Annotated in this window: 22 protein-coding genes; 8 read left to right on the forward strand and 14 right to left on the reverse strand. The window is 64.1% G+C overall.

Annotation, left to right across the window (positions count from 1 at the left end):
• Nucleotides 1-6: 6 nt before the first annotated feature.
• The 5 genes from V6M61_RS00595 to V6M61_RS00615 all read left to right on the forward strand — a co-directional run bounded on the left by V6M61_RS00595 (nucleotide 7) and on the right by V6M61_RS00615 (nucleotide 3,584).
• Nucleotides 7-480, forward strand: coding sequence for an OsmC family protein (locus V6M61_RS00595; RefSeq protein ID WP_332774606.1), 474 nt, complete (start codon nucleotides 7-9; stop codon nucleotides 478-480).
• Nucleotides 473-1,573: a cytochrome P450 gene (locus V6M61_RS00600; protein WP_332774607.1), complete on the forward strand. Its 1,101-nt coding sequence runs from the start codon at nucleotides 473-475 to the stop codon at nucleotides 1,571-1,573. The genes V6M61_RS00595 and V6M61_RS00600 overlap by 8 nt, the downstream gene beginning before the upstream one ends.
• 18 nt (nucleotides 1,574-1,591) lie before the next feature.
• Nucleotides 1,592-1,936, forward strand: a complete 345-nt coding sequence (locus tag V6M61_RS00605) for an antibiotic biosynthesis monooxygenase family protein (protein WP_332774608.1) — start codon at nucleotides 1,592-1,594, stop codon at nucleotides 1,934-1,936.
• Between the two features lie 204 nt (nucleotides 1,937-2,140).
• Nucleotides 2,141-2,698 (forward strand): methylated-DNA--[protein]-cysteine S-methyltransferase, encoded by a 558-nt coding sequence (locus V6M61_RS00610; RefSeq protein ID WP_332774609.1) that lies wholly within the window; start codon nucleotides 2,141-2,143, stop codon nucleotides 2,696-2,698.
• Entirely contained in the window at nucleotides 2,691-3,584 is an 894-nt protein-coding gene (locus V6M61_RS00615; protein WP_332774610.1) for an alpha/beta fold hydrolase, read from the forward strand. Before V6M61_RS00610 ends, V6M61_RS00615 begins: the two co-directional genes overlap by 8 nt.
• Here V6M61_RS00615 and fdhF read toward each other — a convergent pair.
• The 6 genes from fdhF to oxc form a co-directional block, all read right to left on the reverse strand.
• Nucleotides 3,581-6,421 carry a formate dehydrogenase subunit alpha gene (gene fdhF / locus V6M61_RS00620; RefSeq protein WP_332774611.1) on the reverse strand — a complete coding sequence of 947 codons (2,841 nt, stop codon included), beginning with the start codon at nucleotides 6,419-6,421 and terminating at the stop codon, nucleotides 3,581-3,583. The genes V6M61_RS00615 and fdhF overlap by 4 nt on opposite strands.
• Before the next feature lie 10 nt (nucleotides 6,422-6,431).
• Nucleotides 6,432-8,129 (reverse strand): NADH-ubiquinone oxidoreductase-F iron-sulfur binding region domain-containing protein, encoded by a 1,698-nt coding sequence (locus V6M61_RS00625; RefSeq protein WP_332774612.1) that lies wholly within the window; start codon nucleotides 8,127-8,129, stop codon nucleotides 6,432-6,434.
• A gap of 34 nt (nucleotides 8,130-8,163) precedes the next feature.
• On the reverse strand, nucleotides 8,164-9,411 hold the full coding sequence (gene frc / locus V6M61_RS00630) for a formyl-CoA transferase (protein WP_332774613.1): 1,248 nt from the start codon (nucleotides 9,409-9,411) through the stop codon (nucleotides 8,164-8,166).
• A gap of 110 nt (nucleotides 9,412-9,521) precedes the next feature.
• Complete coding sequence (locus V6M61_RS00635; RefSeq protein ID WP_332774614.1) at nucleotides 9,522-9,968, reverse strand: PAS domain-containing protein; 447 nt, start codon at nucleotides 9,966-9,968, stop codon at nucleotides 9,522-9,524.
• Between the two features lie 85 nt (nucleotides 9,969-10,053).
• A complete protein-coding gene (gene frc, locus V6M61_RS00640) occupies nucleotides 10,054-11,316 on the reverse strand; it encodes a formyl-CoA transferase (RefSeq protein WP_332774615.1) in 1,263 nt (420 codons plus the stop codon).
• Between the two features lie 26 nt (nucleotides 11,317-11,342).
• Complete coding sequence (oxc, locus tag V6M61_RS00645; RefSeq protein WP_332774616.1) at nucleotides 11,343-13,058, reverse strand: oxalyl-CoA decarboxylase; 1,716 nt, start codon at nucleotides 13,056-13,058, stop codon at nucleotides 11,343-11,345.
• 197 nt (nucleotides 13,059-13,255) lie between these two features.
• Here oxc and V6M61_RS00650 point away from each other — a divergent pair, with 197 nt between their 5' ends.
• Nucleotides 13,256-13,867 carry a Crp/Fnr family transcriptional regulator gene (locus tag V6M61_RS00650; protein ID WP_442957711.1) on the forward strand — a complete coding sequence of 204 codons (612 nt, stop codon included), beginning with the start codon at nucleotides 13,256-13,258 and terminating at the stop codon, nucleotides 13,865-13,867.
• Nucleotides 13,868-14,182: 315 nt separating this feature from the next.
• Here the strand turns inward: V6M61_RS00650 and V6M61_RS00655 are convergent, their stop codons facing one another.
• From V6M61_RS00655 to V6M61_RS00670, 4 genes are all read right to left on the reverse strand, one after another.
• Complete coding sequence (locus tag V6M61_RS00655) at nucleotides 14,183-15,019, reverse strand: cytidylate kinase family protein (protein ID WP_332774617.1); 837 nt, start codon at nucleotides 15,017-15,019, stop codon at nucleotides 14,183-14,185.
• Between the two features lie 28 nt (nucleotides 15,020-15,047).
• A complete protein-coding gene (locus V6M61_RS00660) occupies nucleotides 15,048-16,577 on the reverse strand; it encodes a tripartite tricarboxylate transporter permease (protein WP_332774618.1) in 1,530 nt (509 codons plus the stop codon).
• Nucleotides 16,578-16,713: 136 nt separating this feature from the next.
• On the reverse strand, nucleotides 16,714-17,235 hold the full coding sequence (locus tag V6M61_RS00665; protein ID WP_332774619.1) for a tripartite tricarboxylate transporter TctB family protein: 522 nt from the start codon (nucleotides 17,233-17,235) through the stop codon (nucleotides 16,714-16,716).
• Between the two features lie 116 nt (nucleotides 17,236-17,351).
• Nucleotides 17,352-18,377: a Bug family tripartite tricarboxylate transporter substrate binding protein gene (locus tag V6M61_RS00670; RefSeq protein WP_332774620.1), complete on the reverse strand. Its 1,026-nt coding sequence runs from the start codon at nucleotides 18,375-18,377 to the stop codon at nucleotides 17,352-17,354.
• Nucleotides 18,378-18,641: 264 nt separating this feature from the next.
• Between V6M61_RS00670 and V6M61_RS00675 the strand changes: the two genes are divergently transcribed.
• A complete protein-coding gene (locus V6M61_RS00675) occupies nucleotides 18,642-19,538 on the forward strand; it encodes a hypothetical protein (protein WP_332774621.1) in 897 nt (298 codons plus the stop codon).
• Nucleotides 19,539-19,649: 111 nt separating this feature from the next.
• On the opposite strand, the gene V6M61_RS00680 is transcribed toward V6M61_RS00675, so the two are convergent.
• The 3 genes from V6M61_RS00680 to V6M61_RS00690 all read right to left on the reverse strand — a co-directional run bounded on the left by V6M61_RS00680 (nucleotide 19,650) and on the right by V6M61_RS00690 (nucleotide 21,902).
• Nucleotides 19,650-20,660, reverse strand: a complete 1,011-nt coding sequence (locus tag V6M61_RS00680) for a 2-dehydropantoate 2-reductase (RefSeq protein ID WP_332774622.1) — start codon at nucleotides 20,658-20,660, stop codon at nucleotides 19,650-19,652.
• Nucleotides 20,661-20,682: 22 nt separating this feature from the next.
• Nucleotides 20,683-21,450: a fumarylacetoacetate hydrolase family protein gene (locus V6M61_RS00685; protein WP_332774623.1), complete on the reverse strand. Its 768-nt coding sequence runs from the start codon at nucleotides 21,448-21,450 to the stop codon at nucleotides 20,683-20,685.
• A gap of 86 nt (nucleotides 21,451-21,536) precedes the next feature.
• On the reverse strand, nucleotides 21,537-21,902 hold the full coding sequence (locus V6M61_RS00690; protein ID WP_332774624.1) for a hypothetical protein: 366 nt from the start codon (nucleotides 21,900-21,902) through the stop codon (nucleotides 21,537-21,539).
• A 117-nt stretch (nucleotides 21,903-22,019) separates the two neighbouring features.
• On the opposite strand from V6M61_RS00690, the gene V6M61_RS00695 reads away from it, so the two are divergent.
• On the forward strand, nucleotides 22,020-22,976 hold the full coding sequence (locus V6M61_RS00695; RefSeq protein WP_332774625.1) for a LysR family transcriptional regulator: 957 nt from the start codon (nucleotides 22,020-22,022) through the stop codon (nucleotides 22,974-22,976).
• On the opposite strand, the gene V6M61_RS00700 is transcribed toward V6M61_RS00695, so the two are convergent.
• On the reverse strand, nucleotides 22,958-23,761 hold the full coding sequence (locus V6M61_RS00700; RefSeq protein WP_332774626.1) for a sulfite exporter TauE/SafE family protein: 804 nt from the start codon (nucleotides 23,759-23,761) through the stop codon (nucleotides 22,958-22,960). The two genes, V6M61_RS00695 and V6M61_RS00700, sit on opposite strands and share 19 nt — an antisense overlap.
• Between the last annotated feature and the right edge of the window lie 122 nt (nucleotides 23,762-23,883).

A 23,883-nucleotide genomic window follows, 5' to 3' on the forward strand; every position in this document is an offset into this window, starting at 1 on the left:
CACACCATGGCCCAGTACAGCGCAGAAATTCTCTGGCAGCGCGGCGAGCAGGATTTTCTTGGCAACCGTTACAGCAGGCGGCATCTGCTGCGCTTTGACGGCGGCGCCGAAGTGGCGGGCTCGTCGTCACCGCATGTCGTCCCGGTGCCGATGTCGGATGCGGCGGCGGTCGATCCTGAGGAAGCCTTCGTCGCGTCCCTGTCGAGCTGCCACATGCTCTGGTTTCTGTCGATTGCCGCCAAACGCAAATTCTGCGTGGACCGTTATGCCGACGCGGCGGTGGGCGTGATGGCGAAAAATGCCGAAGGCAAAACGGCGATGACCGTGGTCACGCTGCGGCCCGAGGTGCAGTTTTCCGGCGAGCGGCTCCCGACGCGCGAGCAGATTGAGCAGCTCCACCACGAAGCCCACGCGGAATGTTTCATCGCCAACTCGGTCAAGACCGAGGTGCGCTGCGAGCCGGTGTACGCCCATGCATGATCCGGTCCTTGCCCAGCCCGTCAACCCGATAGCGGCGGTCACCCATGACTCTCCCTATCCTTACTACCGGCAGTTGCGTGAGCAGCGACCCTTGTATTTTGACGAGGGCCTGAAACTCTGGGTGGCCAGCAGCCATGCCGTGGTCGATGAAGCCTTCCGTTGCGTGGCACTGCGCGTGCGCCCGCCGGCCGAGCCGGTACCGCAAGCATTGCTGGGAACGGCAGCGGGCGAGGTCTTCGCCCAACTGGTGCGCATGACGGACGGTGAGTTCCATGCGGCACACAAGCCGGCGGTGGCGCAAGGTGCGCGCCGTTGGACCTTGGCTCAGCTTGCACTGGCCAGCCGGGACACCGCGGCAGAACTGTTCCCGGCGCTCGATGCCAATACCTTTCTCACGGCCCTGCCGGTGCAGGCCATGGCGCGGCTGCTTGGCGTGTCCGCGTCCCTGCTCGGCCAGACCTCGCAGTGGGTGCACGAGTTCACGCAAGGCATTGCGCCTGGCGCCGCAGCCGACAGGGTGGCGCGGGCCAGTGTGGCCGCGCAAGGTCTGATGGCGCAGGGGCTTGAGCAGGGCTTAAGCAGCGTGCAAGCGGCCAACCGCATTGCCATGATGCAGCAGTCGCTCGATGCGACGGCTGGTTTGCTCGGCAATACGGTGTGCCAGTTGCAGCGGGAGCCAGCGCTGGCGCAGCGCACGGCGCAATCGCTGGACTTCACGCGCGAGCTGGTCGCTGAAGTCGCGCGCTGGGATGCGCCGGTGCAGAACACGCGGCGCTTCGCGGCTGACCAGCTGGTGCTTGCGGGGCAGAGCATCGAGCAGGGGCAAGGCGTGCTGCTGGTGCTGGCCAGCGCCAACCGCGACCCGGCCTTGAACGTCCAGCCCGACCTCTTCGATCCGCAGCGCCAGCAGCGTCGCAGCATGACGTTTGGTGCGGCGGCCCATGCCTGTCCGGGTGAATTGATTGCTATTGAAATAGTAGCTGCTTGCGCCCATTGGATGGGGGGAGAAGGCCTGTTTGATACTTATTTTGGGCGTCAGGCCGGGTTTGCGCCGCTGTCCAACGCGCGTATTCCTGTTTTTGCAGTTCATTGAACCGAAGGAGTTTTCACCATGGTGTCTGTCATTTTTGAAGTCTGGCCCGATCCCGCGCACAAGGAGGGTTACCTCAACTGGGCGGCCGAACTGCATGCTGAACTGCTCAAGATGGATGGTTTCATTTCCATCGAACGTTTCCAGAGCCTGACCGAGCCCGACAAACTGCTGTCCCTGCAGTTCTGGCGCGACGACGCGTGCCTGACGGCCTGGCGCAACCTGGAAGCACACCGCGCCGCCCAAAGCGCGGGGCGCCGCACCATGTTCAAGGATTACCGCTTGCGCATCGCCGAGGTGACCCGCGATTACGGGCTGAAGGAACGCCAACAGGCGCCGGCCGATTCGCGCCAGGCGCACGACTGAGGCCAGCGCGCGGTCTGGGTTCTGCCATCCCGGCCGACCCATTGCTCCTCGGATGCATGTGTCCGAAAACGGCGAGTGTGTTGAAACCCTCCGATATATCGTTGGCACCTTCTCCACGCAGCAGGACATCATGACACCCGAGCAGAATAAACAAACCTTGGTCGACGCATCGAAAGCGTTCGGCTGCGACGGCGTCGCAGTTCAATGACGACGCATGTGTTCAGCCTTGAGCGGGTGCCGACCCCTGTCGGTCTCATGCTGATTTGTACCGACGAACAAGGTTTTCTGCGTGCGGTTGACTGGGAAGACCATGAGGCGCGCATGCACCGTTTGTTTCGGCAGCAATACAAAGGGGTCGATATTTGCCTGAGCCCAGGACGAGGTCCATCAAAGGCCCGTCTCGCGCTGGAAGCGTACTTTGAGGGCGGCCTGCGCGCAATCGAGACCCTCAACGTCGCTACCGGCGGTACTGAATTTCAGCGCCAGGTGTGGCGCGCCCTGCGCGACATCCCCGCAGGTGAGACAAGCAGCTATGCCGCGCTTGCCGCGCGGATCGGGCGACCCAATGCGGTTCGGGCGGTAGGAAGCGCCAACGGGGCCAATCCCATCGGAGTCGTCGTTCCTTGCCATCGCGTGATTGGCACGGACTCCTCGTTGACCGGTTACGGCGGAGGTTTACCGCGAAAGCATTGGCTGCTGACGCATGAGGGCGTCGCACTCCGGCCGGGAATGCGTTCAGCCAGAGGTGGCTCCCATGTCTAGTTCAAGGCCAGCCGAATTGCAGCACGGACACTTCGAGGTGGATGACGTACGACTGCATTACGTCAAGTGCGGGGCCGGCCCGCTGCTCCTCTGTTTGCACGGTTTCCCGCAGCATTGGTATGCATTCCGCCACATTCTTGCCGAGTTCGGAAAAGACCATACGGTTGTTGCCGTCGACCTTCGCGGCGTCAACCTGTCGTCCCGCCCTTCGAAAGTGCGAGACAACGGCGTATGGGTTGGGGCAGAAGACATGCTCTCTTTGGTCGAGAACCTGGGCTTTCGGACATGCACTGTGATCGGCCATGATTGGGGTGGCGCCATCGCCTATTCCATGGCCTTGCACAGGCCCGAAGTGATCGATCGTCTCGTGATTCTTTCTGCCTCACATCCCGCCACGTTCGAGCGCGAACTTCACTGCAATGTCCAGCAAATAGCAGAAGGTGGGCATTGGCTGTTTTTGAGGAGCGAGGGCAGTGCGGCCCATCTCAAGCGTGATGACTACGCGGCCCTGAAAGCGATTTTTGCGGAGTACGCCTTCTTCTCAGGCGAGGACCGTGCCGCCTACCTCGAGGCTTGGCGTCAGCCCGGTGCAGTGGAGGGCATGACAGCCTGGTATCGCAAGGAGGGCTGGGGGCCATCGGAAGGCGATACGCCCGCACACGGAAACTACGTGCAAGAAGTTCCTGATTTGAAGGTCTCGCAGCCCACGCTCGTGATCTACGGTGATGCCGACAGGTACCTGCACACGGGCAACTACGGAGGCCTGGACGCATGGGTGAAGGACCTGGAAATTCACCGCATCAGGGGTGCCAGCCACTGGATTCTGGACGAGCACCCCGAACTTATCAATTCACTGCTCAGGCCATTTCTGGCGAAGACGGCTTAACCGGCCGCGCCAAGGGCGATGGCGTGCTCCAGCGCCTGCCCGCCGCCGTAGCTGTCCTGCAGCGGCGGCACACCGCCCAGCGTGACCCGGATCGCGCAGTACTTGAACTCCGGGATCTTGGCGAACGGGTCGAGCGCTGCATTGGTCAGCTTGTTGATGGCCGCCTCGTAGTAGCAGAAGGGCACGAACACCGCGCCGCGCGGCGAGCTTTCGTCGGCCCGCGCGTACAGCGAGACCTCGCCACGGCGCGATGCTATCGTGACGACGTCGCCCGGTTGGCCGCCCAGGGCGGCCAGGTCGAGCGGGTGGACCAGGGCCACCGGATCGGGCTCGATCGCATCGAGCACCGTGGCGCGCCGCGTCATGCTGCCGGTGTGCCAGTGCTCCAGCTGGCGCCCGGTGATCAGAACCATCGGGTACTCGGTGTCCGGGCGCTCGTTGGCCGGGATGATGTCGGCCGGCACGAAGCAGGCACGGCCGCTGTCGCGCGGGAAGTCGTCCACGAACACCACCGGCTGGCCGGGGTCGCCCTCTTTCAAGCAGGGGTAGGTGACCGCATGCTCGCGCTCCAGCCGGTCCCAGGTGATGCCGCCGATGCTGGGCATGGTGTGGCGCATCTCGTCGAACACTTCGCTGACGTGGTTGTAGTGCCAGTCCAGGCCCAGTTTCTTCGCAATCTGCTGGATGATCCACAGGTCCTGCCGCGCGTCGCCCGGCGGGTTGATGGCCTTGCGGCCCATCTGCACCAGCCGATCTGTATTGGTGAAGCTGCCGTCCTTTTCGGGGAAGGCGCTGGCCGGCAGGATCACGTCGGCCAAGTACGCGGTCTCGGTCAGGAAGATGTCCTGCACCACCAGGTGGTCCAGGGCGGCCAGCGCTTCGCGCGCATGATTGGCGTCCGGGTCGGACATGGCCGGGTTTTCGCCCTGCACGTACATGCCGCGGATGTCGCCGTGCTTGATGGCGTGCATCACTTCAACCACGGTGAGGCCAGGCTTGTCATCCAGCGTGCCGGCGGCAACCCCCCAGGCCTTCTCGAAGCTGGCACGCACCTTGGCGTCAGACACGTGCTGGTAGTCCGGCAGCATCATCGGGATCAGGCCCGCATCGGACGCGCCCTGTACGTTGTTCTGGCCGCGCAGCGGGTGCAGGCCGGTGCCGGGGCGGCCGATCTGGCCGGTCATCAGCGACAGGGCGATCAGGCAGCGCGCGTTGTCGGTGCCGTGCACGTGCTGCGACACGCCCATGCCCCACAGGATCATCGAGCTCTTCGACGTGGCGAACAGCCGCGCCACGTAGCGAAGGGTGTCGGCGTCGATGCCGCAGATCGGCGCCATCAGCTCGGGCGTGTAGCCTTCGACATTCTTGCGCAGTTCCTCGTAGCCGATGGTGCGGCTGTCGATGAACGCCTGGTCCACCAGGCCCTCCGTCACGATGACGTTCATCATCGCGTTGAGCATGGGCACGTCGGCGTCGGGCTTGAACTGCAGGTGGCGGTGCGCCATGCGCGTGAGGTCCGAGCGGCGCGGGTCCATCACGATCAGCTTGGTGCCGTTCTTCACCGCGTTCTTGATCCAGGTGGCGGCCACCGGGTGGTTCACGGTCGGGTTGGCGCCGATGATGACGACCACTTCGGCACGGGTCACGTCCATCACCGGGTTGGACACGGCTCCCGAGCCGATGCCTTCGAGCAGGGCGACCACCGAGGAGGCATGGCACAGGCGCGTGCAATGGTCCACGTTGTTGCTGCCGAAGCCGGTGCGCACCAGCTTCTGGAACAGGTAGGCTTCTTCGTTGCTGCCCTTGGCCGAGCCGAAACCCGCCAGCGACTTCTTGCCGTACTGGTCGCGAATGGCAGCGAGTTTGCCGCCGGCGAATGCCAGCGCTTCTTCCCAGCTGGCTTCGCGGAACACGTCCATCACCCGGTCCGGGTCCATCGTGAAGTTGCCCGTCTTGGGCGCGTCGGCACGGCGGATCAGCGGCTTGGTCAGGCGCTGCGGATGGTGCGCATAGTCGAAGCCGTAGCGGCCCTTGACGCACAGCCGGCCATGGTTGGCCGGGCCGTCGCGGCCTTCGACGAACAGGATCTTGTCGTCCTTGACGTTGTAGGTCAGCTGGCAGCCGACGCCGCAATACGGACAGACCGACTCCACCTGTTTGTCAGGCAGCGCGAGTGCGGCCTCGCGCGCCGGCATCAGGGCGCCGGTGGGGCAGGCCTGCACGCACTCGCCGCAGGCCACGCAGGTCGACGATCCCATGGGGTCATCCATGTCGAACACGACCTTGGCCTGGTCGCCGCGGAAGGCCAGGCCGATCACGTCGTTGACCTGTTCGTCGCGGCAGGCGCGCAGGCAGCGCGTGCACTGGATGCAGGCATCCAGGTTGACGGCGATGGCCGGGTGCGTCAGGTCCTGGCGCACCTGCTGGCGCGCTTCGAAACGGGGCTTGCCAACGCCGATCTTCTCGGCCCACTGGTCCACCTCGTTGTGGCGGGTGTATTCCTTCTCGGGCATGTCGGACAGCAGCAGCTCGAGCACCATCTTCTGCGAGGCCACGGCGCGCTCGCTGTCGGTGACGACTTTCATGCCAGGCGTCAGCGCCCGGCAGCAGGAAGGCGCCAGTACACGCTCGCCGTTGATCTCGACCATGCAGGCGCGGCAATTGCCCACCGCCTCCATGCCTTCCTTGTAGCAAAGGTGCGGGATCTCCACGCCCTCGCGTTTTGCCACCTGAAGCAGGGTTTCGGTGGCCCGGCCTGTCACTTCACGGCCGTTGAGGCTGAAGCTGACGAGCGGCGCGTCGAGCTGGGCCAGCTCCTGTCGGGTAATGGCATTCATCGTGCGGGCCTCAATTCAGTTCGTGCGGGAAATACTTGACGACGCAGTCCACCGGGTTCGGTGCTGCCTGCCCCAGCCCGCAGATCGACGCGTCGCGCATCACCAGCGACAGGTCGGCCAGCAGCGCCAGGTCCCATTTGGGTTGTTCCATGAGGTGCGCCGCCTTGGCCGTGCCGACGCGGCAGGGGGTGCACTGGCCGCAGGACTCGTGATGGAAGAAGCGCATCATGTTGCGCGCCGCGTCGGTGGCCGTGTCGTGGTCGGACAGCACCATCACGGCGGCCGAGCCGATGAAGCAGCCATAGGGCTGCAGGGTGTCGAAATCCAGCGGGATGTTGTTCATCGTGGCCGGCAGGATGCCGCCCGATGCGCCGCCCGGCAGATAGGCATAGAAACTGTGCCCGTCCTGCATGCCGCCGCAATACTCGTCGATCAGTTCCTGGATCGTGATGCCTGCGGGCGCCAGCTTGACCCCCGGGCTCTTGACGCGGCCCGAGACCGAGAACGAGCGCAGTCCCTTGCGGCCGTGGCGGCCGTGCGAGGTGAACCACGCGCCGCCTTTTTCGAGAATCTCGCGCACCCAGTACAGGGTTTCGAAATTGTGTTCCAGCGTCGGGCGCCCGAACAGGCCGACCTGCGCCACATAGGGCGGGCGCAGGCGCGGCATGCCGCGCTTGCCTTCGATCGATTCAATCATGGCCGACTCTTCGCCGCAGATGTAGGCGCCGGCGCCGCGGCGCAGCTCGATTTGCGGCATGCCGGCCATGGGCGGCGCCCGCCGCAGCTTGTCCAGCTCGGTTTCCAGCATGGCGCGGCAGCCGTGGTATTCGTCGCGCAGATAGATGTAGATCTTCGCTATGCCCACCGCCCAGGCGGCGATCAGCATGCCTTCGAGGAAGCGGTGCGGGTCGCGTTCGAGGTAGACGCGGTCCTTGAAAGTGCCGGGCTCGCCTTCGTCGATGTTCACCGCCATCAGGCGCGGGCCGGCCTCGGCGCGCACGATGCGCCACTTGCGGCCGGCCGGAAAGCCTGCGCCGCCCAGGCCGCGCAGGCCGGAGTCTTCCATGGTCTTGATGACCGCTTCGACGTCGCGCTTGCCGCTGATGCAGTCCTTCAGCAGTGCGTAGCCGCCGTTGCTCTGGTAACTGGAGAAGTCGATAAAGCCATCGGGCGCATGCTGCACGGCCCCAGCTGCTACGGTGGCCACGACGGCCTCTACGGTCGCATTCGGCACCGGGTTTTGTCCCACCACGGCGGCGGGCGCCTGCTCGCAGCGGCCTATACAGGGCGCCGCTATGACGCGGACTTCGCGGCCCAGCAGGGCGGGGAGTTTGGCGAGCAGATCGCGCGCGCCGGCCATTTCGCAGGACAGGCCGTCGCATACGCGCACGGTCAGCGCGGGCGGGGCGGCAACGCCCTCCTTCACCACGTCGAAATGATGGTAGAAGGTCGCGACCTCATACACCTCGGTTTGCGCCAGCCGCATCTCCTGCGCCAGCGCCGTCAGGTGGGCTGCCGACAGGTGGCCAAAGTGGTCCTGGATCTTGTGCAGGTGCTCGATGAGCAGATCGGCCTGGCGCGACTCGGCGCCCAGCAGGCGCTGCACGTCGGCCAGTGCTCCCGGGTCGACCCGGCGTCCCTTGGGGGCTTGGCGCTTTCGCTGCTTGGAAACCTCTAGCACTGCAATAGGAATGATCGGATGGTTCATGGAGGTTCGCTCGCTGTTCGCTGGCTATTCGGGTTCAGATCACGCGTTCAGCGCGCAATTGCGCGATGTACTCTGCGCTGTAACCCAATTGCGCCAAAACTTCGTCGGTGTGTTCGCCCAACAGGGGAGAGCGCGTGACCTCGGTTGCGCTGTCCGACATCTTGATCGGGTTGCCCACGGTCAGGTATTTGCCGCGTGTGGGATGATCGACTTCGACGATGGTGCCGGTTTCACGCAGGGCGGGTTCCTCGGCGATCTCCTTCATCGAGAGAATCGGTCCGCAGGGAATGTCGTACTGGTTGAGGATGTCCATGGCCTCGAACTTGGTCTTGGTCATGGTCCATTGCTCGATGCGCGCGAAGATCGGCTTGAGGTGCAGCAGGCGGGCCGCCGGCGTGGCGTAGGCCTCGTCGTCGATCCAGCCTTCCTCGCCGATCACCTTGCAAACCGCAGGCCAGACGGCGGCCTGCGTGATGAAGTAAATATAGGCATTGGGGTCGGTCTCCCAGCCCTTGCATTTCAGGATGGAGCCCGGCTGGCCGCCGCCGGACGCATTGCCCGCGCGCGGCACCGCTTCGCCAAACTTGCCGTCCGGGTATTGCGGGTACTCGTGCATCGTGTGGGTGCGCTCCAGGCGCTGCTGGTCGCGCAGCTTGACGCGGCACAGGTTCAGCACGGCATCCTGCATCGGCGCCAGCACCTTCTGGCCGCGCCCGGTGCTGTTGCGCTGGTAGAGGGCAGCCACGATGCCCAGCGCCAGGTGCAGGCCGGTGCCGCTGTCGCCGATCTGGGCGCCGGTGACCATGGGCGGGCCGTCGTCAAAGCCGGAGGTCGAGGCCGAGCCGCCGGCACATTGGGCGACGTTTTCATAGACCTTGCAGTCTTCGTAAGGCCCGGGGCCGAAGCCCTTGACCGAGGCCACGATCATGCGCGGGTTGAGCTCCTGGATGTGCTCCCAGGTGATGCCCATGCGGTCCAGCGCGCCCGGCGCAAAGTTCTCGACCAGCACGTCGCACTGCTTGATCAGCGTGTCCAGGACCTGCTTGCCTTTCGGACTCTTGGTGTCCAGCGTGATCGAGCGCTTGTTGTGGTTGAGCATCGTGAAATACAGGCTGTCCACCCCGGGGATGTCGCGCAACTGCCCGCGCGTCGCGTCGCCTTCGCCGGCGCGCTCCACCTTGATGACGTCGGCGCCGAACCAGGCCAGCAGCTGGGTGCAGGTGGGGCCCGACTGGACATGGGTGAAATCAAGGATGCGGACCCCGTCTAACGCTTTGCTCATGAAAAATCCCGCTGGAAGTTAAATGGGTTACTCGACCATGGTTTGAGCCATGGCGCCGGACGCGCTGGCGGCCGGTTCGGCCCCCTATGTTAAGCCGGTGCCTAGCCGTTTCATGATGGGGCGTCTTGCGTGGCAAGCTGGCTTTCAAGTTCCATCAGGCGTTTGCGCAGGTTGCGTTCCTCGGCAAAGCGGCTGGTTTCGTCGCGGACGACCGCAGCGATGCCCGACACCTTCTGGTCGGCAGAGTGCAGCAAGGCGACCGTGAACGCGATGGACAGGGTGTGCCCGTCCTTGTGCACGGCCGGCACCCGCAGCACGTCGCTGCCATAGCGGGTCTGTCCGGTCTGCATGGTCTTGTGGTAGCCGTCCCAGTGGCGCTGCTGCTGGCGCTGGGGAATGATGATGTCCAGCGACTGGCCCAGTGCCTCGCTTTGCGTGTAGCCGAACATGCGCTCGGCCGCCGGGTTCCATAGCGTGATGGCGCCGCTGGCGTCGGCAACCATGACCGCATCACCGACCGCCTCCATGAGCTGTTTCAAGTCGATCGGCGATGGCATGTGTTTTTTCCTTTATGCGGTCGGTCAGTTTTCGTGTGTTGCGCGGTGGGCTGCCCCGTCGTGCGGCTTCTCGGGAAGGCGCGGCTCAGACCGCCTTCATGGCGTGCATGGTCGCGATCTGGTCCTTACTGTAGCCCAGTTCGGCCAGCACTTCGTCGGTGTGCTCACCCAGAAGTGGCGAGGCGGTCACTTCCGGCTTGAGGTCGGAGAACTTGATCGGGCTGCCCACGGTCCAGTAGCTGCCGCGCACCTTGTGTGGCACTTCCACGATGGAGCCGCTCTTGCGCAGTGACTCGTCGTGCAGCAGCTCCTTCATGGACAGCACCGGGGCGCAGGGAATGTCGAACTTGCGCAGGATGTCCACGGCCTCGTATTTGGTCTTGTCCTTCAGCCAGTCTTCGATGGTGGCGAAGATGTCGGTGATGTGCGGCTGGCGTGCCTTGGGCGTGGTGTAGGCTGGGTCGGTCTTCCACTCGGGCTTGCCCAGCGCGTCGCAGATCGGCTCCCAGGCGTGGCCCTGCACCGTGAAGTAGATGTAGGCGTTGGGGTCGGTCTCCCAGTCCTTGCACTTCAAGATCCAGCCCGGTTGGCCGCCGCCGCCGGCGTTGCCGCCGCGGGGCACCACGTCCGAGAAGGATTCGTGCGGATACTGGGGGTACTCTTCCAGGTAGCCCAGGCGGTCCAGGCGCAGCTGGTCGCGCATCTTGACGCGGCACAGGTTGAGCACCGCGTCCTGCATGGAGACGGCCACCTTCTGGCCCTTGCCGGTCTGCTGGCGGCCGATGACAGCCGTCAGGATACCTATGGCCAGGTGCATGCCGGTGTTGCTGTCGCCTAAGGCGGCGGCGGAAATCATCGGGCCCGATTGCTCGCCTTTCCACCAGCCGGTGGTCGAGGCCGCGCCGCCGGCGCACTGCGCCACGTTCTCGTAGACCTTGAGGTCTTCATAGTGGTGGCCGTCGGAGAAGCCCTTGACCGAGGCCAGGATCATGCCGGGGTTGAGCTTCTGGATGTATTCCCAGGTGAAGCCCATGCGGTCGAGCGCGCCGGGGCCGAAGTTCTCGACCATGACGTCCGACTCCTTGATCAGCTTTTCCAGCACTTCCTTGCCGGCCTGGTTCTTGGTGTCCAGCGTCAGGGAGCGCTTGTTGCTGTTGAGCATGGTGAAATACAGCGCGTCGGCGTTCGGCATGTCGCGCAACTGACTGCGGGTGACGTCGCCGGAGCCGGGCCGCTCCACCTTGATGACGTCGGCGCCGAACCAGGCCAACAGCTGCGTGCAGGCCGGGCCCGCCTGGACGTGCGTGAAGTCGATGATCTTGATGCCTGCGAGTGGTTTGTTGCTCATTTGATTTCTCCTTGGGTTGGCTGGGATTACTTCTTCGCGCTGCTTTGCGGATTCAGGCTGGTGATGCGGCCGCTTTCGGTGCCGGCGGTTTCGTCGATGATGGCGTTGATCAGGGTCGGCCTGCCGGAGGCGACAGCCTGATCCAGGGCCTTGGCCAGTTCATCCGGGGTGTTGGCCAGGACGCCCACGCCGCCGAAGGCCTGCATCATCATCTCGTAGCGCGCGTTCTTGACGAACACGGTGGGCGCCACGTCGCCGCCGCGCGGGTTCACGTCGGTGCCCTTGTAGATGCCGTTGTTGTTGAAGACGATCACGCAAACGGGGAGGTTGTAGCGGCAGATGGTTTCGACTTCCATGCCGCTGAAGCCGAAGGCGCTGTCACCCTCGATGGCGATCACGGGCTTGCCCGTGGTCACCGCCGCGGCGACGGCAAAACCCATGCCGATGCCCATGATGCCCCAGGTGCCGACGTCCAGGCGCTTGCGCGGCTCATACATGTCGACGATGCTGCGCGCGAAATCCAGGGTGTTCGCGCCTTCGTTGACCACGATGGCATCCGGACGCGCCTTGACCGCATTGCGGATGACGTTCAGCGCGCTGTGGAAGTTCATCGTCGCGGGGTTTTGCGCCAGCGTCGCGGCCATCTTGGTCAGATTCTTGTCCTTGCGCTCGGCGATCCCCTGGGTCCAGTCGGCTGGCGGCTTGGCCCAGTTGGAGCCGATGCCGGCAAGCAGTGCCGAGACGCAGGAGCCGATGTCGCCAACCAGCGGCGCGGCAATTGGCACGTTGCTGTCCATCTCGGTCGGCGAGATGTCGATCTGGATGAACTGGCGGGTGGCAGCGTTCGGGCCTCCCCAGGTCTTGCCCTTGCCGTGCGACAGCAGCCAGTTCAGGCGCGCGCCGACGAGCATCACCACGTCGGCTTCGGCCAGCACGTAGGAGCGCGTGGCCGATGCCGACTGCGTGTGTGTGTCGGGCAGCAGGCCCTTGGCCATCGACATCGGCAGGTAGGGGATGCCGGTCTTTTCGATCAGGGCGCGGATCTCGGCATCGGCCTGCGCATAGGCGGCGCCTTTGCCGAGCACGATCAGCGGCCGCTTGGCACCCTTGAGGAGGTCGAGTGCGCGCTGGACTGAATCGGGCGCGGGGATCTGGCGCGGCGCGGGATCAACGACCTTGATGAGAGATCTCTTTCCGGCCGCGGCATCCATGGTCTGCGCGAACAGCTTGGCCGGCAGGTCCAGGTACACGCCGCCGGGGCGGCCGGACAGCGCCGAGCGGATGGCGCGCGCGACGCCGACGCCGATGTCCTCGGCGTGGAGCACGCGATAGGCCGCCTTGCACAGCGGCTTGGCAATCGCCAGCTGGTCCATCTCCTCGTAGTCGCCCTGCTGCAGATCGACGATCTCGCGCTCGCTGGAGCCGCTGATCAGGATCATCGGGAAGCAGTTGGTCGTTGCGTTGGCCAGCGCCGTGAGGCCATTGAGAAAGCCCGGGGCCGACACCGTGAGGCAGATTCCGGGCTTTTGCGTCAGGAAACCGGCGGCTGCGGCGGCGTTGCCGGCATGCTGCTCGTGACGAAACGAGATCATGCGCATGCCCTCGGCCTGCGCCTTGCGCGTCAGGTCGGTGATGGGGATGCCGGGCAGCGCGAAGATGGTGTCGATGCCGTTGAGCTTCAGCGCATCGATGACGAGGTGGAAGCCATCGGTCTGTTCCGTCGATTGCGTGTCGTTTGTCATGATGAAATGTCTCTTCGTTTGACTTCTATAAAGGTTGCGCAACGCGGCGCCGCCCCGCTCGTGTGCACAAGGTCACTTGCACCGTCGGGGTATCATAGGAATCGATTCAGGTTTCACCATTGACCACGGTCAATTTTCGTTATATTTGGACCGCGCGAACGAACGGTTTCCGCGTCCCGCCCAACCCCACCGCATCCATGTTGTCGTCAGTACAAAACCATCCGGAAAGAAACATCATTCGCGTCCAGCTGGGGCAGAACATCGTTCTGAAGGGAATGACGGCGGAGCAGAGCGCGGAGCTCGAGTCGCTGCTGGTCATTGTCGACTGCCAGAAAGGGGAGTCCCTGCTGCACCAGGGCGCGCACGAGATGGAGCAGTATTTCATCCTCGATGGCATCCTGAAGCGGGTGGTGACCAACCAGCAGGCCAAGGAGATGATTCTTCGCTTTGCCGACGAGCGCGACATGGAAACCAGCTACGCGGCCTGGCGCCTGGGCACACCCACGCCTTACAGCACCGTCTGCGTCACCAAGGTGCGGGTGGCCAAGCTGCCGATGCCCGAATGGGTGGCGTTCCTGGAACGCCACCACGAGATCAAGCAATCCTTCGAGTACTACGTCATGCGCCTGATGAGCGAAATCATGGCCCATACCATCACGCTGCACCTGCTGGATGCACCGGGGCGCGTGCAGCGCTTCCGGCGCAAGCACCCCGAGCTGTTTGACCGCATTCCGAAGAAGGAACTGGCGTCCTACCTGAACCTGTCGGCGGAAACCCTGAGCCGGCTGAAGCAGCGCGGCAAGATCTGAGCCCTGGCCGGTGCCGAGCCGCCTCAAACCGGCGGGCGTTCCTTCGGGGGCAGGGCGCAGCCCGTGGGGGCCAGCAATTTTCCGCAGGGCCGCCCCAGGGAAAATTAGCCCCCGAGGGGCTGACGTCCGCGGCTCCAAGTCTGCCTGCGCAGGCTTGGACGGACGGAAGAGCCGTCGCGTCTCGCGGCGGCACGTCCAGAGAGCTACGCGCAGCGAGCGAACGTGGGGGCCAGCAATTTTCCGCAGGGCCGCCCCAAGGAAAATTAGCCCCCTCGGGGGGCAGAGAGCTACGCGCAGCGAGCGAACGTGGGGGCCTTATCCATGCTTGGCCGAGGCGAAGCGCCGGGTGCTGGCCATCAGGCGCAACTGGTTGTCGACGCTGCCGATGCCGGCCACCGTGCTGGAAATCCTGGCGGCTTCCGCGCTTTCCTGCGCACTGAGCACGATCCCGCTGAGGACGACCTTGCCGCCACGCGACTCGATAGTGACGTTGATGCCGCGCGTGGAGTCGTGGTCTTTCAGCGCCGCGCGGATGCGCGCGTTCAGCGCCAGATCGGCCAGCATGGCCCGCGACTCCCCGGTTTCCTGGAATTCCGGCCGGTCGGCCAGCTGCTGGATTTGCGCCACGCAGCTTTCCACGGAAATGCGGTCGGTGTTGAGCACCAGGTCGTAGAGGAGTGGATCGCCCCAGGTGACGCCGAACTGGTCGTGCATCCTGGCGGCGTGCGCGTCGTCGCTGCGGCGCACCTCCGCTTCGGCAAACGCCGCATCATCGGTTTCCAGGTGGTTCATCAGCCACTCGACCCGCTTCTTGAACGAGCGGGTCACCCGCACCCTCACCACGTGCCGCACGGGGCGCAGCAGGCAGGTCGCGCCCCAGCCGCGCAGCACGACATTGCCTCTGTCGGCCCGCGCGAAAACCTCTTGCGCGGTGTACACGGCCACCCGTTCCTGGTCGGTGGTCAAGCGCTCGACCAGGCCGGCCTTGCCCTCGCGCAGCCGGCTGATCAGGCTGCTGGGCACATGCATCTTCCCCGCCACGTGTTCCAGCACCTCGTGGCGCATGACGGCAAGATGGGACGCCTGCGCTAACTGCAGAGCAACATCCTTGGCGAGGGAACCCATCTCCTGGGTCATGGCGATCACTGGCATGGTGCTTTTCCTCGGTGGTTTTAGGCGATCAGTCGACGGGCTGCTCTGCGGCGAACTCTTTGGGCTGGGGCGGGCGGATCTTGGCCAGCACGCGCGAGATCAGCGGCCACAGCAACAGGACCAGGGCCAGCGTGGTGATGCCACCGACCAGCGGGTTGGACCACATGATGGACAGCTCACCCTGCGAAACCAGCATGGCCTGGCGGAACGAGTCTTCGGCCTTGTCGCCCAGCACCAGCGCCAGCACCAGCGGCGCGAGCGGGTAGTCCAGTTTCTTGAAGAGGTAGCCGATCACGCCGAACAGCAGCATGAACCAGATGTCCAGCATGGCGTTGTGGACGGTGAAGGCGCCGATGGCGCAGATCACCACGATCACCGGCGCGATGATGGAAAACGGGATGCGCAGGATAGAGGCGAACAGCGGCACCGTGGTCAGCACCACGATCAGGCCGACCAGGTTGCCCAGGTACATGCTGGCAATCAGGCCCCAGACGAAATCCTTTTGCTCGACGAACAGCAGCGGCCCGGGCTGCAGGCCCCAGATCAGCAGGCCGCCCAGCAGCACGGCCGCTGTTGGCGAGCCCGGAATGCCCAGGGCCAGCATGGGCAGCAGGGCACTGGTGCCGGCAGCGTGCGCCGCGGTTTCGGGGGCCACCACACCCTCGATCTGGCCGGTGCCGAACTTGGCGCCGTCCCTGGACATTTTCTTGGCCAGACCATAGCTCATGAACGAGGCCGGGGTGGCGCCGCCGGGGGTGATGCCCATCCAGATGCCGATCAGCGAGCTCCTGATGGACGTCATCCAGTACCTGGGCAGCTTCTTCCAGGTTTCAAACACCACCTTGGGATTGATCTTGGCGCTCTTGCCGGAAAAGGCCAGGCCTTCTTCCATGGACAGCAGGATCTCGCCGATGCCGAACAGGCCGATCACGGCGATCAGGAAGTCGAAGCCGCGCATCAAATCGGGAATGCCGAAGGTCAGGCGCAGCTGGCCGGTCACTGTGTCCATGCCCACGGCCGCCAGCGCAAAGCCGATGGCCATGGAGGCCAGGATCTTGAACGGCGAGCCCTTACCCATGCCCACGAAGCTGCAGAAGGTCAGCAGGTACACGGCAAAGAACTCGGGTGGGCCGAACTTGAGCGCAAACTTGGCGACCAGGGGCGCCAGGAAGGTGATCATGATCACGGCGACGAAGGCTCCGACGAACGACGAGGTGAAGGCCGTCGTCAGCGCCGCGCCGGCGCGCCCGTCCTGGGCCATGGGGTAGCCATCGAAGGTGGTGGCAACCGACCAGGGCTCGCCCGGGATGTTGAACAGGATCGAGGTGATGGCGCCGCCGAAGAGGGCGCCCCAGTAGATGCACGACAGCATGATGATCGCCGAGGTCGGCGACATCGTGAAGGTCAGGGGCAGCAAAATGGCCACACCGTTGGCGCCGCCCAGGCCGGGCAGCACCCCGATCAGCACCCCGAGAATGATGCCCACGAACATCAGGACCATGTTCATCGGCGTCAGGATGACGCCAAATCCGTGAAAAAGCGCGTTTAGTTCTTCCATGTCAGTATCCGGTCAGTAAAAGTTCAGTGGGCTTGAGGCGGGTGGGGCGACGGCCTCCGCCGGGCCGTCCCAAGGAGGGCTAAGCCCCCTCGGGGGGCAGTGCAGCGGCAACGCCGCAAACGTGGGGGCGAACATCTCAGTAGCCGAGGAAACGCAAGGGGTCGAGTTGGCCCTTGAACAGGGGCACCTTGAACCAGACCTCGAACATGCAGAAAAACAGCACGACCACGGCCAGCGCCGTGATCACGCTCTTGATCCGGGAAAACTTGCCCAGGATGATCATGAACAGGGCGATGTACACGGCCGAGGCCAGGTAAAGCCCCACGAACTGGACCGCCAGCACGTAGACCACCGCAGGCAGCAGCACCGACAGCACGCGCTTGAGTTGCTCGCTGTCGACGAATATCTCGGTGTTCCTGTTTTTGCCGAGCAAGGCCTGGTACAGGGTGCCGGCGCCGGAAATGCACAGGATCACGCCGATGTAGAACGGAAAATAGCCAGAGCCGGGACCGTCGCTGGTCCAGCCCGAGCCCAGCGCCCGGCTGCCCTGGAGAACCACGATCCCCATGACCACGATGCAGAATGCGACGATGGCTTCGATGACATTGGTGGCGACGCCCGTGCGATGCTCGGTGCCGGATTGCTTGTTTGGCTCCATCAGGAACTCCCGCTGAGTTGAATGGCCCTGGATCAGGGTGAACAGTGATTGGATGGCAGGACCGGTGCAAGAGCTGCCGGCCCGGGGTGGAGAGCTCGCCCTTGTGCGGGCTTTCCCTATTTCGCGATGAAGCCGGCTTCCTTCATCAGCTCGCGGTGCTTGTTTTCGGTGCTGCCGAGCCACTTGCTGAAGTCCTCGCCGCTCATGGCGGTTTGGTTGAAGGCGCCTTTTTCCATGTACTCCTTCCACTCGGCGGTATCGCGGACTTTCTTGAGCAGGTTGACGTAGAACTCGAGCTGGTCCTTGGACACGCCCGGCGCCATGAAGATGCCGCGCAGCATCGTGTAGTCGGTGGACACACCCGACTCCTTGCAGGTGGGGATATCGCTCCATGACAGGGTGTCGGTGACCTTGGTCGTGTAGGACATGCGTTTTTCGTCGAACACGCACAAGGCGCGCAGCTGGCCGGCGCGCCATTGGGCCACGGCTTCGATCGGGTTGTTCACGGTGGAGTCGATGTGCTTGCCGACCAGCTGCACGGCCACTTCGCCACCGCCTTTGAAGGGCACGTAGATGAACTTGGTGCCGGTGGCTTTCTCGATGCCCACCGTGAGGATCTGGTCTTCCTGCTTGGAGCCGGTGCCGCCCATCTTGGTCTTGCTGGGCCCGCCCACCTTGACCGCCGCCAGGTAGTCCTTGGCGGTTTTGTGCGGGCTCTCGGCGTTGACCCACAGCACGAATTGGTCCAATGCCATCATCGACACCGGCGTCATGTCGCGCCAGTTGAAGGGCACGCCGGTTGCCAGCGGCGTGGTGAACAGGTTGGACAGGGTGATGATGATCTTGTGCGGATCGCTCTTGGCGCCCTTGACCTCGAGAAAGCCTTCGGCACCGGCGCCGCCGGACTTGTTGACGACGATCAGCGGCTCTTTCATCAGCTTGTGCTTGATGACGATGCCCTGGATCAGCCGCGCCATCTGGTCGGCGCCACCGCCGGTACCTGCCGGCACCACGAACTCGACCGGTTTGGTCGGCTCCCAGGCAGCGTGTGCCGGGGCGGCCACCGCCAGCGCCGCCGCTGCGATGGCTCCTGTCGCGGCCGTTGCCAATCCATTCCTGATGTTCGCAAATCTGGTCTTCATCACGTTGTCTCCTGTGTTGGTAACTCTGTTGTGGGCTGGAATTTCTTTGTCGATTCCCTGGCCGGAACGTATCACAAGCGCATGGTCTTACTAAGTCGGCGAAATGTCTCTTGACGGGGGTCAAGTTTGCTCAATTCTCAAAGCCGTTCTAGGGTTTGTACGGAGACTCGCGCGGGGTGGGGCCCGCCGTAATAGGGACTCCCTTGGCTTGGCACTTTGCCGCTTGTGGAGCGACCTCACAAGTTTTTCAAAAAGGCGGAAACGATGATTAAGAAATTGCTGTTGGCTTGTGTATTTTTCTACGGTCTCCCGGCCCAAGCGCAGTCGTGCGAAGGCGGTCTCTACCTCAACCCGCAGGTCATTCGCGGCGAGGGAACGTCTCAAACCGAAAGCGCGCTGAGAGAGCTGATCGAGTTTGTCAAACCTGTGGGACTGTCGGTGTCGCCCGTGCTTAACATCAAGGAAACGCAGGACGTCCTGACCGCCATCAAGCGGCCTGCGCCGCCGTGTTGGGTCTATGGCAACCCTGTGGTGGGCTTGGCTTCGGGCTACCGCCCGGTGGCGATCAACACCGAGCCCATCCAGTCGGCCGTGCTGATTCTTGCCGATGTAGGTACGGTGAAGGACGGAAAACCGGTCGAATTAAAGAGTCTTGCGCCGGAGCAGCAGGCCAAGGTGCTCGCCAAACTCAAGACCACCAGTTGCTTCGGCATGAAAAGCGGCGTGACCACCTCGCTCGTGAAGGCCGAGAATCTTTGCGGCACCGTGGTCGAGGTGATGCCCCAACAAGGTTTGGGGCAGAGTTACCTGCCCACCAAGGCGGCCTTTCAATGGCAGACGGACCGGTGGGTGGGCTTGATTACGCGGCTTCAGAGCGCCCAGGCTTCCACCATGAAAAGCAGCATCAGTACCGACGAGCGGATCCACATGGCCGAGCTGATCATCGTGCCGGCGACCCATCCCAGCTGGGGTTACGGAATCTACGTTCACTCCAGTGTTTCTGCGGATGTGCTGAAAAAGACCGCCAGCCAGTTCACCTCCCTCAAAACGACCAACCCGCTGCTGTTGAAGGCGCTGGACCTTGGCAAGAAGTACGAATTCTCCACACCTGAGGACGCGGCCGTTCAGGCGATGAAGAAGTCGCTGGCCACGGGCTCCTGATGAATATGGCCCCCACGCTTTTCACTGCGTGTAATGCGCTGCCCCCCGAGGGGGCGTAGGCCTCGCCTTGGGGCGGCCCGGCGGCAGGCCTGAGGCCCCGTCCATCAACGCTCAGGCGGCTGGCTGCAGCCGCAACTGAGAGCGTTCTTCTTCCATGGTCCTGGCAAGCAGCTTGACCAGCGCGTACACGGTGTCGATGTGCGGCGTCGGTGTCTGCGTGAGGCGCCCGAGTTCCACCACCGATCCCACGAGCGCATCGATTTCCGGTGCACGGCCGGCTTCGATGTCCTGCAGCATGGAGGTCTTGTGCTTGCCCACCTTCTCGGCGCCGGCGATGCGCTTTTCCAGCGTGACGCGGAATTCGATGCCCAGCTTGTGGGCCACGTCCTGCGCCTCGCGCATCATGCTGGCGGCCAGTTCGCGCGACAGCGGGTACTGGCAGATATCCACCAGGGTGGCGTGGGCCAGGCTGCTGATCGGGTTGAAGGTGAGGTTGCCCCAGAGCTTGAGCCAGATTTCGGAGCGGATGTTGTCCAGCACCGGCGCCTTGAACCCGGCCTTGCCAAAGCATTCTGAAATGCGCGTGACGCGTTCGCTGGCCGAGCCGTCGAGCTCGCCCACCGGGAAGCGGTCGCCCTCGATGTGCCTGACCACGCCGGGCGCCACCAGCTCCGAGGCCGGGTAGACGACGCAGCCAATCACGCGCCGCGGCGGAATCATCTCCGTGAGCATGCCGCTGGGGTCCACGCTGCGCACCTGGCTGCCTTCGAGCGGGCCGCCATGCTGGTGGAAATACCAGTAGGGAATGCCGTTTTGCATGGTCACCACCGCCGTGGCGGGCCCGAACAGCTTGGGCAGGTCCTTGGCCACGGCCTCCACCTGGTGCGCCTTCATGGCCAGGATCACCAGGTCCTGCGGGCCGGCTTGCGCATAGTCGTTGGTGGCCTTGACGCCGGCGGCGACATGTTCGGTGCCGTCCGGCATGATGAGCTTCATGCCGTTCTTGCGGATGGCGTCCAGGTTGGCGCCCCGCACCATGAAGGTGACGTCTTCGCCGGCCAGGGCCAGCTTCACGCCCACGTAGCCACCGATGGCCCCGGCTCCAATGATTGCAATCTTCACACCCATTCTCCCGACAAAAAAGTTACTCGAACCGGTTGCTGAGTGTGCCGATGCCGGCAATCTCGACCTCGACGGTGCTTCCCGGCTTCATGGACCCCACGCCGACCGAAGTGCCGCACAGGATGATGTCGCCGGGGTACAGGGTCATGTCCTGCGAAATCAGGCTGACCAGCTGCTGCACCGAAAAGCGCATGTCGCTAATTGGATAGTCCTGGCGGACTTCGCCATTGAGGATGGCTCTGACCGCCAGCTTCGCCGGGTCGAGGCCGGTGGCCACTGCCGGCCCGAAGGGGCAGAAAGTGTCGAAGCCCTTGGCGCGCACCCATTGGGCAAACGACGCATCGCGGTTCAGGATGTCGGCCACCGTCACGTCGTTGGCGCAGGTGTAGCCGAACACGCAATCCAGCGCGTGCCGCTCGGCAACCTCCTTGCAGGTCTTGCCGATGACGATGCCCAGTTCGCCCTCGAAGACCACCTTGCCGTCGCACGCAGGCTTGCGGATCGTCTCGTTCGGATCCAGGTAGGAGTTCGGGGCCTTGATCAGGTACAGCGGTTCGGCGGGCACCGCCAGCTTGAGCTTGTCGCCCAGGGCGTGAAAGTTGTTCCACAGCGCGATGACCTTGCTCGGCTGAACCGGCATCAGCAGCTTGACGTCGGCCAGCGGCAGCATCCGGTCCGTGGGCGTCGCGCCGGCGAACATGTCGCCCTCGCAAACCCTCACGCGCCCGCCCTCCAGGGTCCCGAAGCGAATCGTGTTGCCGTCTCTGAAACGCACCCAATGGTTTGACATCCCAAGCTCCCAAGTTTGAAAAACAGTCGGCGCAAGCCGGCGTGACGGCGTGCCGGTTTGCGCCCTTTGGCGAACCGCTGGCGGGCTCAGGCCGCCAGCCGCATCTGCGAGTCCCGGGCCCAGCCGATGCAGGGGGCGGGGCGTGCCAGGCTGTCGGCCATGCCGGCATGGCAGCGGGCCTTGGCGGTCTCGACGGCGTTGACCAGGAAGTCCGCTTCGTAAGCGCGCAGCAGATGCGACTGCTCGGTTTCCAGGTAGACGCGCACGCTGTCGCAGCCGTGGGCCTGCAGGCGGGCGTAGAGGGTGGCATCCCAATGCCAGGGCAGGCCCAGCTCCTCGAACGCGGCGTTGTACGCGTGGCGATGGGCTTCGGCGGCCTGGTCGGCGGCGGTGTGGTCAAGCAGGGCGTTGAGCATGGCAGTCTCCTTGGTGGGTTGGCGCTCTGGAGGCACTTTCCGGTGTGCGATGCACCGGGCTTGACGTAAATGTAGAAAGAAATAACGATTAATGATAGTTAAAGTATTTGATACTATTGATTACTCATAGGTTATACATAAAAGGAGCCCTGGATGAAGAACGCGACGCTGCGCCAGCTCAAGGTGTTCGAGGCCGTGGCCCGTAACCTGAGTTTTTCCCGGGCCGCCGAGGAGCTGCACCTGACGCAGCCGGCGGTGTCCACCCAGGTCAAGAAACTGGAAGACCACGCCGGCCTTGCGCTGTTCGAGCAGCTCGGCAAGAAGATCCACCTCACGCCCGCCGGGGTGGAGATGCTGCACGCCAGCCGGGTCATCATCCAGCAGTTCAAGGAAGTCGAGGAGACCATGACGCAGTTCAAGGGCGTCTCCGGCGGCAAACTGAACGTGGCGGTGATCAGCGCCGGCGACTATTTCTTTCCGCGGCTGCTGGTGGAGTTCGCGCGGCGCCACTCGGGTGTGACGCTGAACTTCGGCGTCTGCAACCGCGAAGAGCTGCTGGAGCAACTGAGCGACAACCTCACCGACCTGGCCGTCATGGTGCGCCCGCCGCTGGACATGGACACGGTGAACGAGGCTTTTGCGCCGCACCCCTACGTCATCGTGGCGGCGCCCGACCATCCGCTGGCCGCCAGGAAGCGCATTCCGGTGTCACGCCTGGCGCGCGAGCCCTTCGTGGTGCGCGAAAAAGGCTCCGACACCTGGAATTCCATGGAGGAGGGTTTTGGCAGGCACCTGGCCGAGCTCAACATCGCGATGGAGATCAAGAGCACGGAGACCATCAAGCAGGCGGTGATGGCCGGCATGGGCGTGAGCTTCCTGTCGGCCCACACCATCAGCCGCGAACTGCAGGCGGGCAGCCTCACCGTGCTCGACGTGCAGGGCTTTCCGCTGATGCTCCATTGGTACGTGGTGCACCGCAGGAACAAGCGCCTGCCACCGGTGGCGCAGGCCTTCAGAAGTTTTCTGATGAAGGATGGCGCGGCGCTGATCGAGCAGACGATAGGCGCCAATGGTCCCCAGGGGCGGCGCCCTCAGCGCAGCAGGAAGTAGGCCGACAGCGCGTACAACACCGTCGCGAACGCTTTTTTTAGCGGCCGGATGTCCATGCCGTGGGCCGTGCGCGCGCCCAAGGGCGCGGTCAGGAAGCTGCACACCGCAATCACTGCTAGCGCCGGCAGCCAGATGTAGCCGAAGGACGCAGGCGGCAGGTTTTGCACCGACTGGCCGCTGATGACGTAGCCGGCCACATTGGCCACCGCAATCGGGAAGCCCAGCGCCGCGCTGGTGGCCACTGCGTTGTGGATGGCCACGTTGCACCAGCTCATGAAGGGCACGCTGATGAAGCCGCCGCCCGCGCCGACCAGGCCCGAGAGAAAACCGATGAAGCCGCCGGCGGCCAGCTGCCCGCCCGTGCCCGGCATCTGGCGTGTGGGCTTGGGTTTTTTGTCCAGGAACATCTGCGTGGCCGACAAGCTGACGAACAGGCCGAAGAAGATCGCCAGGTACGAGCCCTTGAGCAGCGCGAACACGCCCAGGCTGCCGACCATGCTGCCGACCACGATGCCGGGCGCGAGGCGCTTGACGATGTCCCAGCGCACCGCGCCGCGTTTGTGGTGGGCGCGTACGCTGGCGATCGAGGTGAAGATGATGGTGGCCATCGAGGTGGCGATCGCCATCTTGACGGCCAGGTCCGGCGCCACGCCGCGTTGCGACAGGATGATGGTGATGAAGGGCACCATCAGCATGCCGCCGCCTATGCCCAGCAGGCCTGCGAGAAAGCCGGTGCCGACACCCAGCAGTGCCAGTTCAATGATGAGCAGGGGTTCAAGGGTCATGGGATTTTTGCCGGAGTCTGAAGACCCTGTTTGGCAGATGAAAGGAAACGGGAAGGAAACGGGATAAAAAATACGGTGAGGGTGGCCGGAGCACTGCCCGGCAAAGGTGTCTGCGAGTGCCA

The organism is Polaromonas sp. (assembly GCF_036676035.1).
GTDB lineage: Bacteria > Pseudomonadota > Gammaproteobacteria > Burkholderiales > Burkholderiaceae_C > Polaromonas.

Excerpts from the sequence above, each read along its gene's own strand:
- V6M61_RS00595 (WP_332774606.1), top strand. The coding sequence starts at position 7 with ATGGCCCAGTACAGCGCAGAAATTCTCTGGCAGCGCGGCGAGCAGGAT.
- V6M61_RS00600 (WP_332774607.1), top strand. The coding sequence starts at position 473 with ATGCATGATCCGGTCCTTGCCCAGCCCGTCAACCCGATAGCGGCGGTC.
- V6M61_RS00605 (WP_332774608.1), top strand. The coding sequence starts at position 1,592 with ATGGTGTCTGTCATTTTTGAAGTCTGGCCCGATCCCGCGCACAAGGAG.
- V6M61_RS00610 (WP_332774609.1), top strand. The coding sequence starts at position 2,141 with ATGACGACGCATGTGTTCAGCCTTGAGCGGGTGCCGACCCCTGTCGGT.
- V6M61_RS00615 (WP_332774610.1), top strand. The coding sequence starts at position 2,691 with ATGTCTAGTTCAAGGCCAGCCGAATTGCAGCACGGACACTTCGAGGTG.
- fdhF (WP_332774611.1), bottom strand. The coding sequence starts at position 6,421 with ATGAATGCCATTACCCGACAGGAGCTGGCCCAGCTCGACGCGCCGCTC.
- V6M61_RS00625 (WP_332774612.1), bottom strand. The coding sequence starts at position 8,129 with ATGAACCATCCGATCATTCCTATTGCAGTGCTAGAGGTTTCCAAGCAG.
- frc (WP_332774613.1), bottom strand. The coding sequence starts at position 9,411 with ATGAGCAAAGCGTTAGACGGGGTCCGCATCCTTGATTTCACCCATGTC.
- V6M61_RS00635 (WP_332774614.1), bottom strand. The coding sequence starts at position 9,968 with ATGCCATCGCCGATCGACTTGAAACAGCTCATGGAGGCGGTCGGTGAT.
- frc (WP_332774615.1), bottom strand. The coding sequence starts at position 11,316 with ATGAGCAACAAACCACTCGCAGGCATCAAGATCATCGACTTCACGCAC.
- oxc (WP_332774616.1), bottom strand. The coding sequence starts at position 13,058 with ATGACAAACGACACGCAATCGACGGAACAGACCGATGGCTTCCACCTC.
- V6M61_RS00650 (WP_442957711.1), top strand. The coding sequence starts at position 13,256 with ATGTTGTCGTCAGTACAAAACCATCCGGAAAGAAACATCATTCGCGTC.
- V6M61_RS00655 (WP_332774617.1), bottom strand. The coding sequence starts at position 15,019 with ATGCCAGTGATCGCCATGACCCAGGAGATGGGTTCCCTCGCCAAGGAT.
- V6M61_RS00660 (WP_332774618.1), bottom strand. The coding sequence starts at position 16,577 with ATGGAAGAACTAAACGCGCTTTTTCACGGATTTGGCGTCATCCTGACG.
- V6M61_RS00665 (WP_332774619.1), bottom strand. The coding sequence starts at position 17,235 with ATGGAGCCAAACAAGCAATCCGGCACCGAGCATCGCACGGGCGTCGCC.
- V6M61_RS00670 (WP_332774620.1), bottom strand. The coding sequence starts at position 18,377 with ATGAAGACCAGATTTGCGAACATCAGGAATGGATTGGCAACGGCCGCG.
- V6M61_RS00675 (WP_332774621.1), top strand. The coding sequence starts at position 18,642 with ATGATTAAGAAATTGCTGTTGGCTTGTGTATTTTTCTACGGTCTCCCG.
- V6M61_RS00685 (WP_332774623.1), bottom strand. The coding sequence starts at position 21,450 with ATGTCAAACCATTGGGTGCGTTTCAGAGACGGCAACACGATTCGCTTC.
- V6M61_RS00695 (WP_332774625.1), top strand. The coding sequence starts at position 22,020 with ATGAAGAACGCGACGCTGCGCCAGCTCAAGGTGTTCGAGGCCGTGGCC.
- V6M61_RS00700 (WP_332774626.1), bottom strand. The coding sequence starts at position 23,761 with ATGACCCTTGAACCCCTGCTCATCATTGAACTGGCACTGCTGGGTGTC.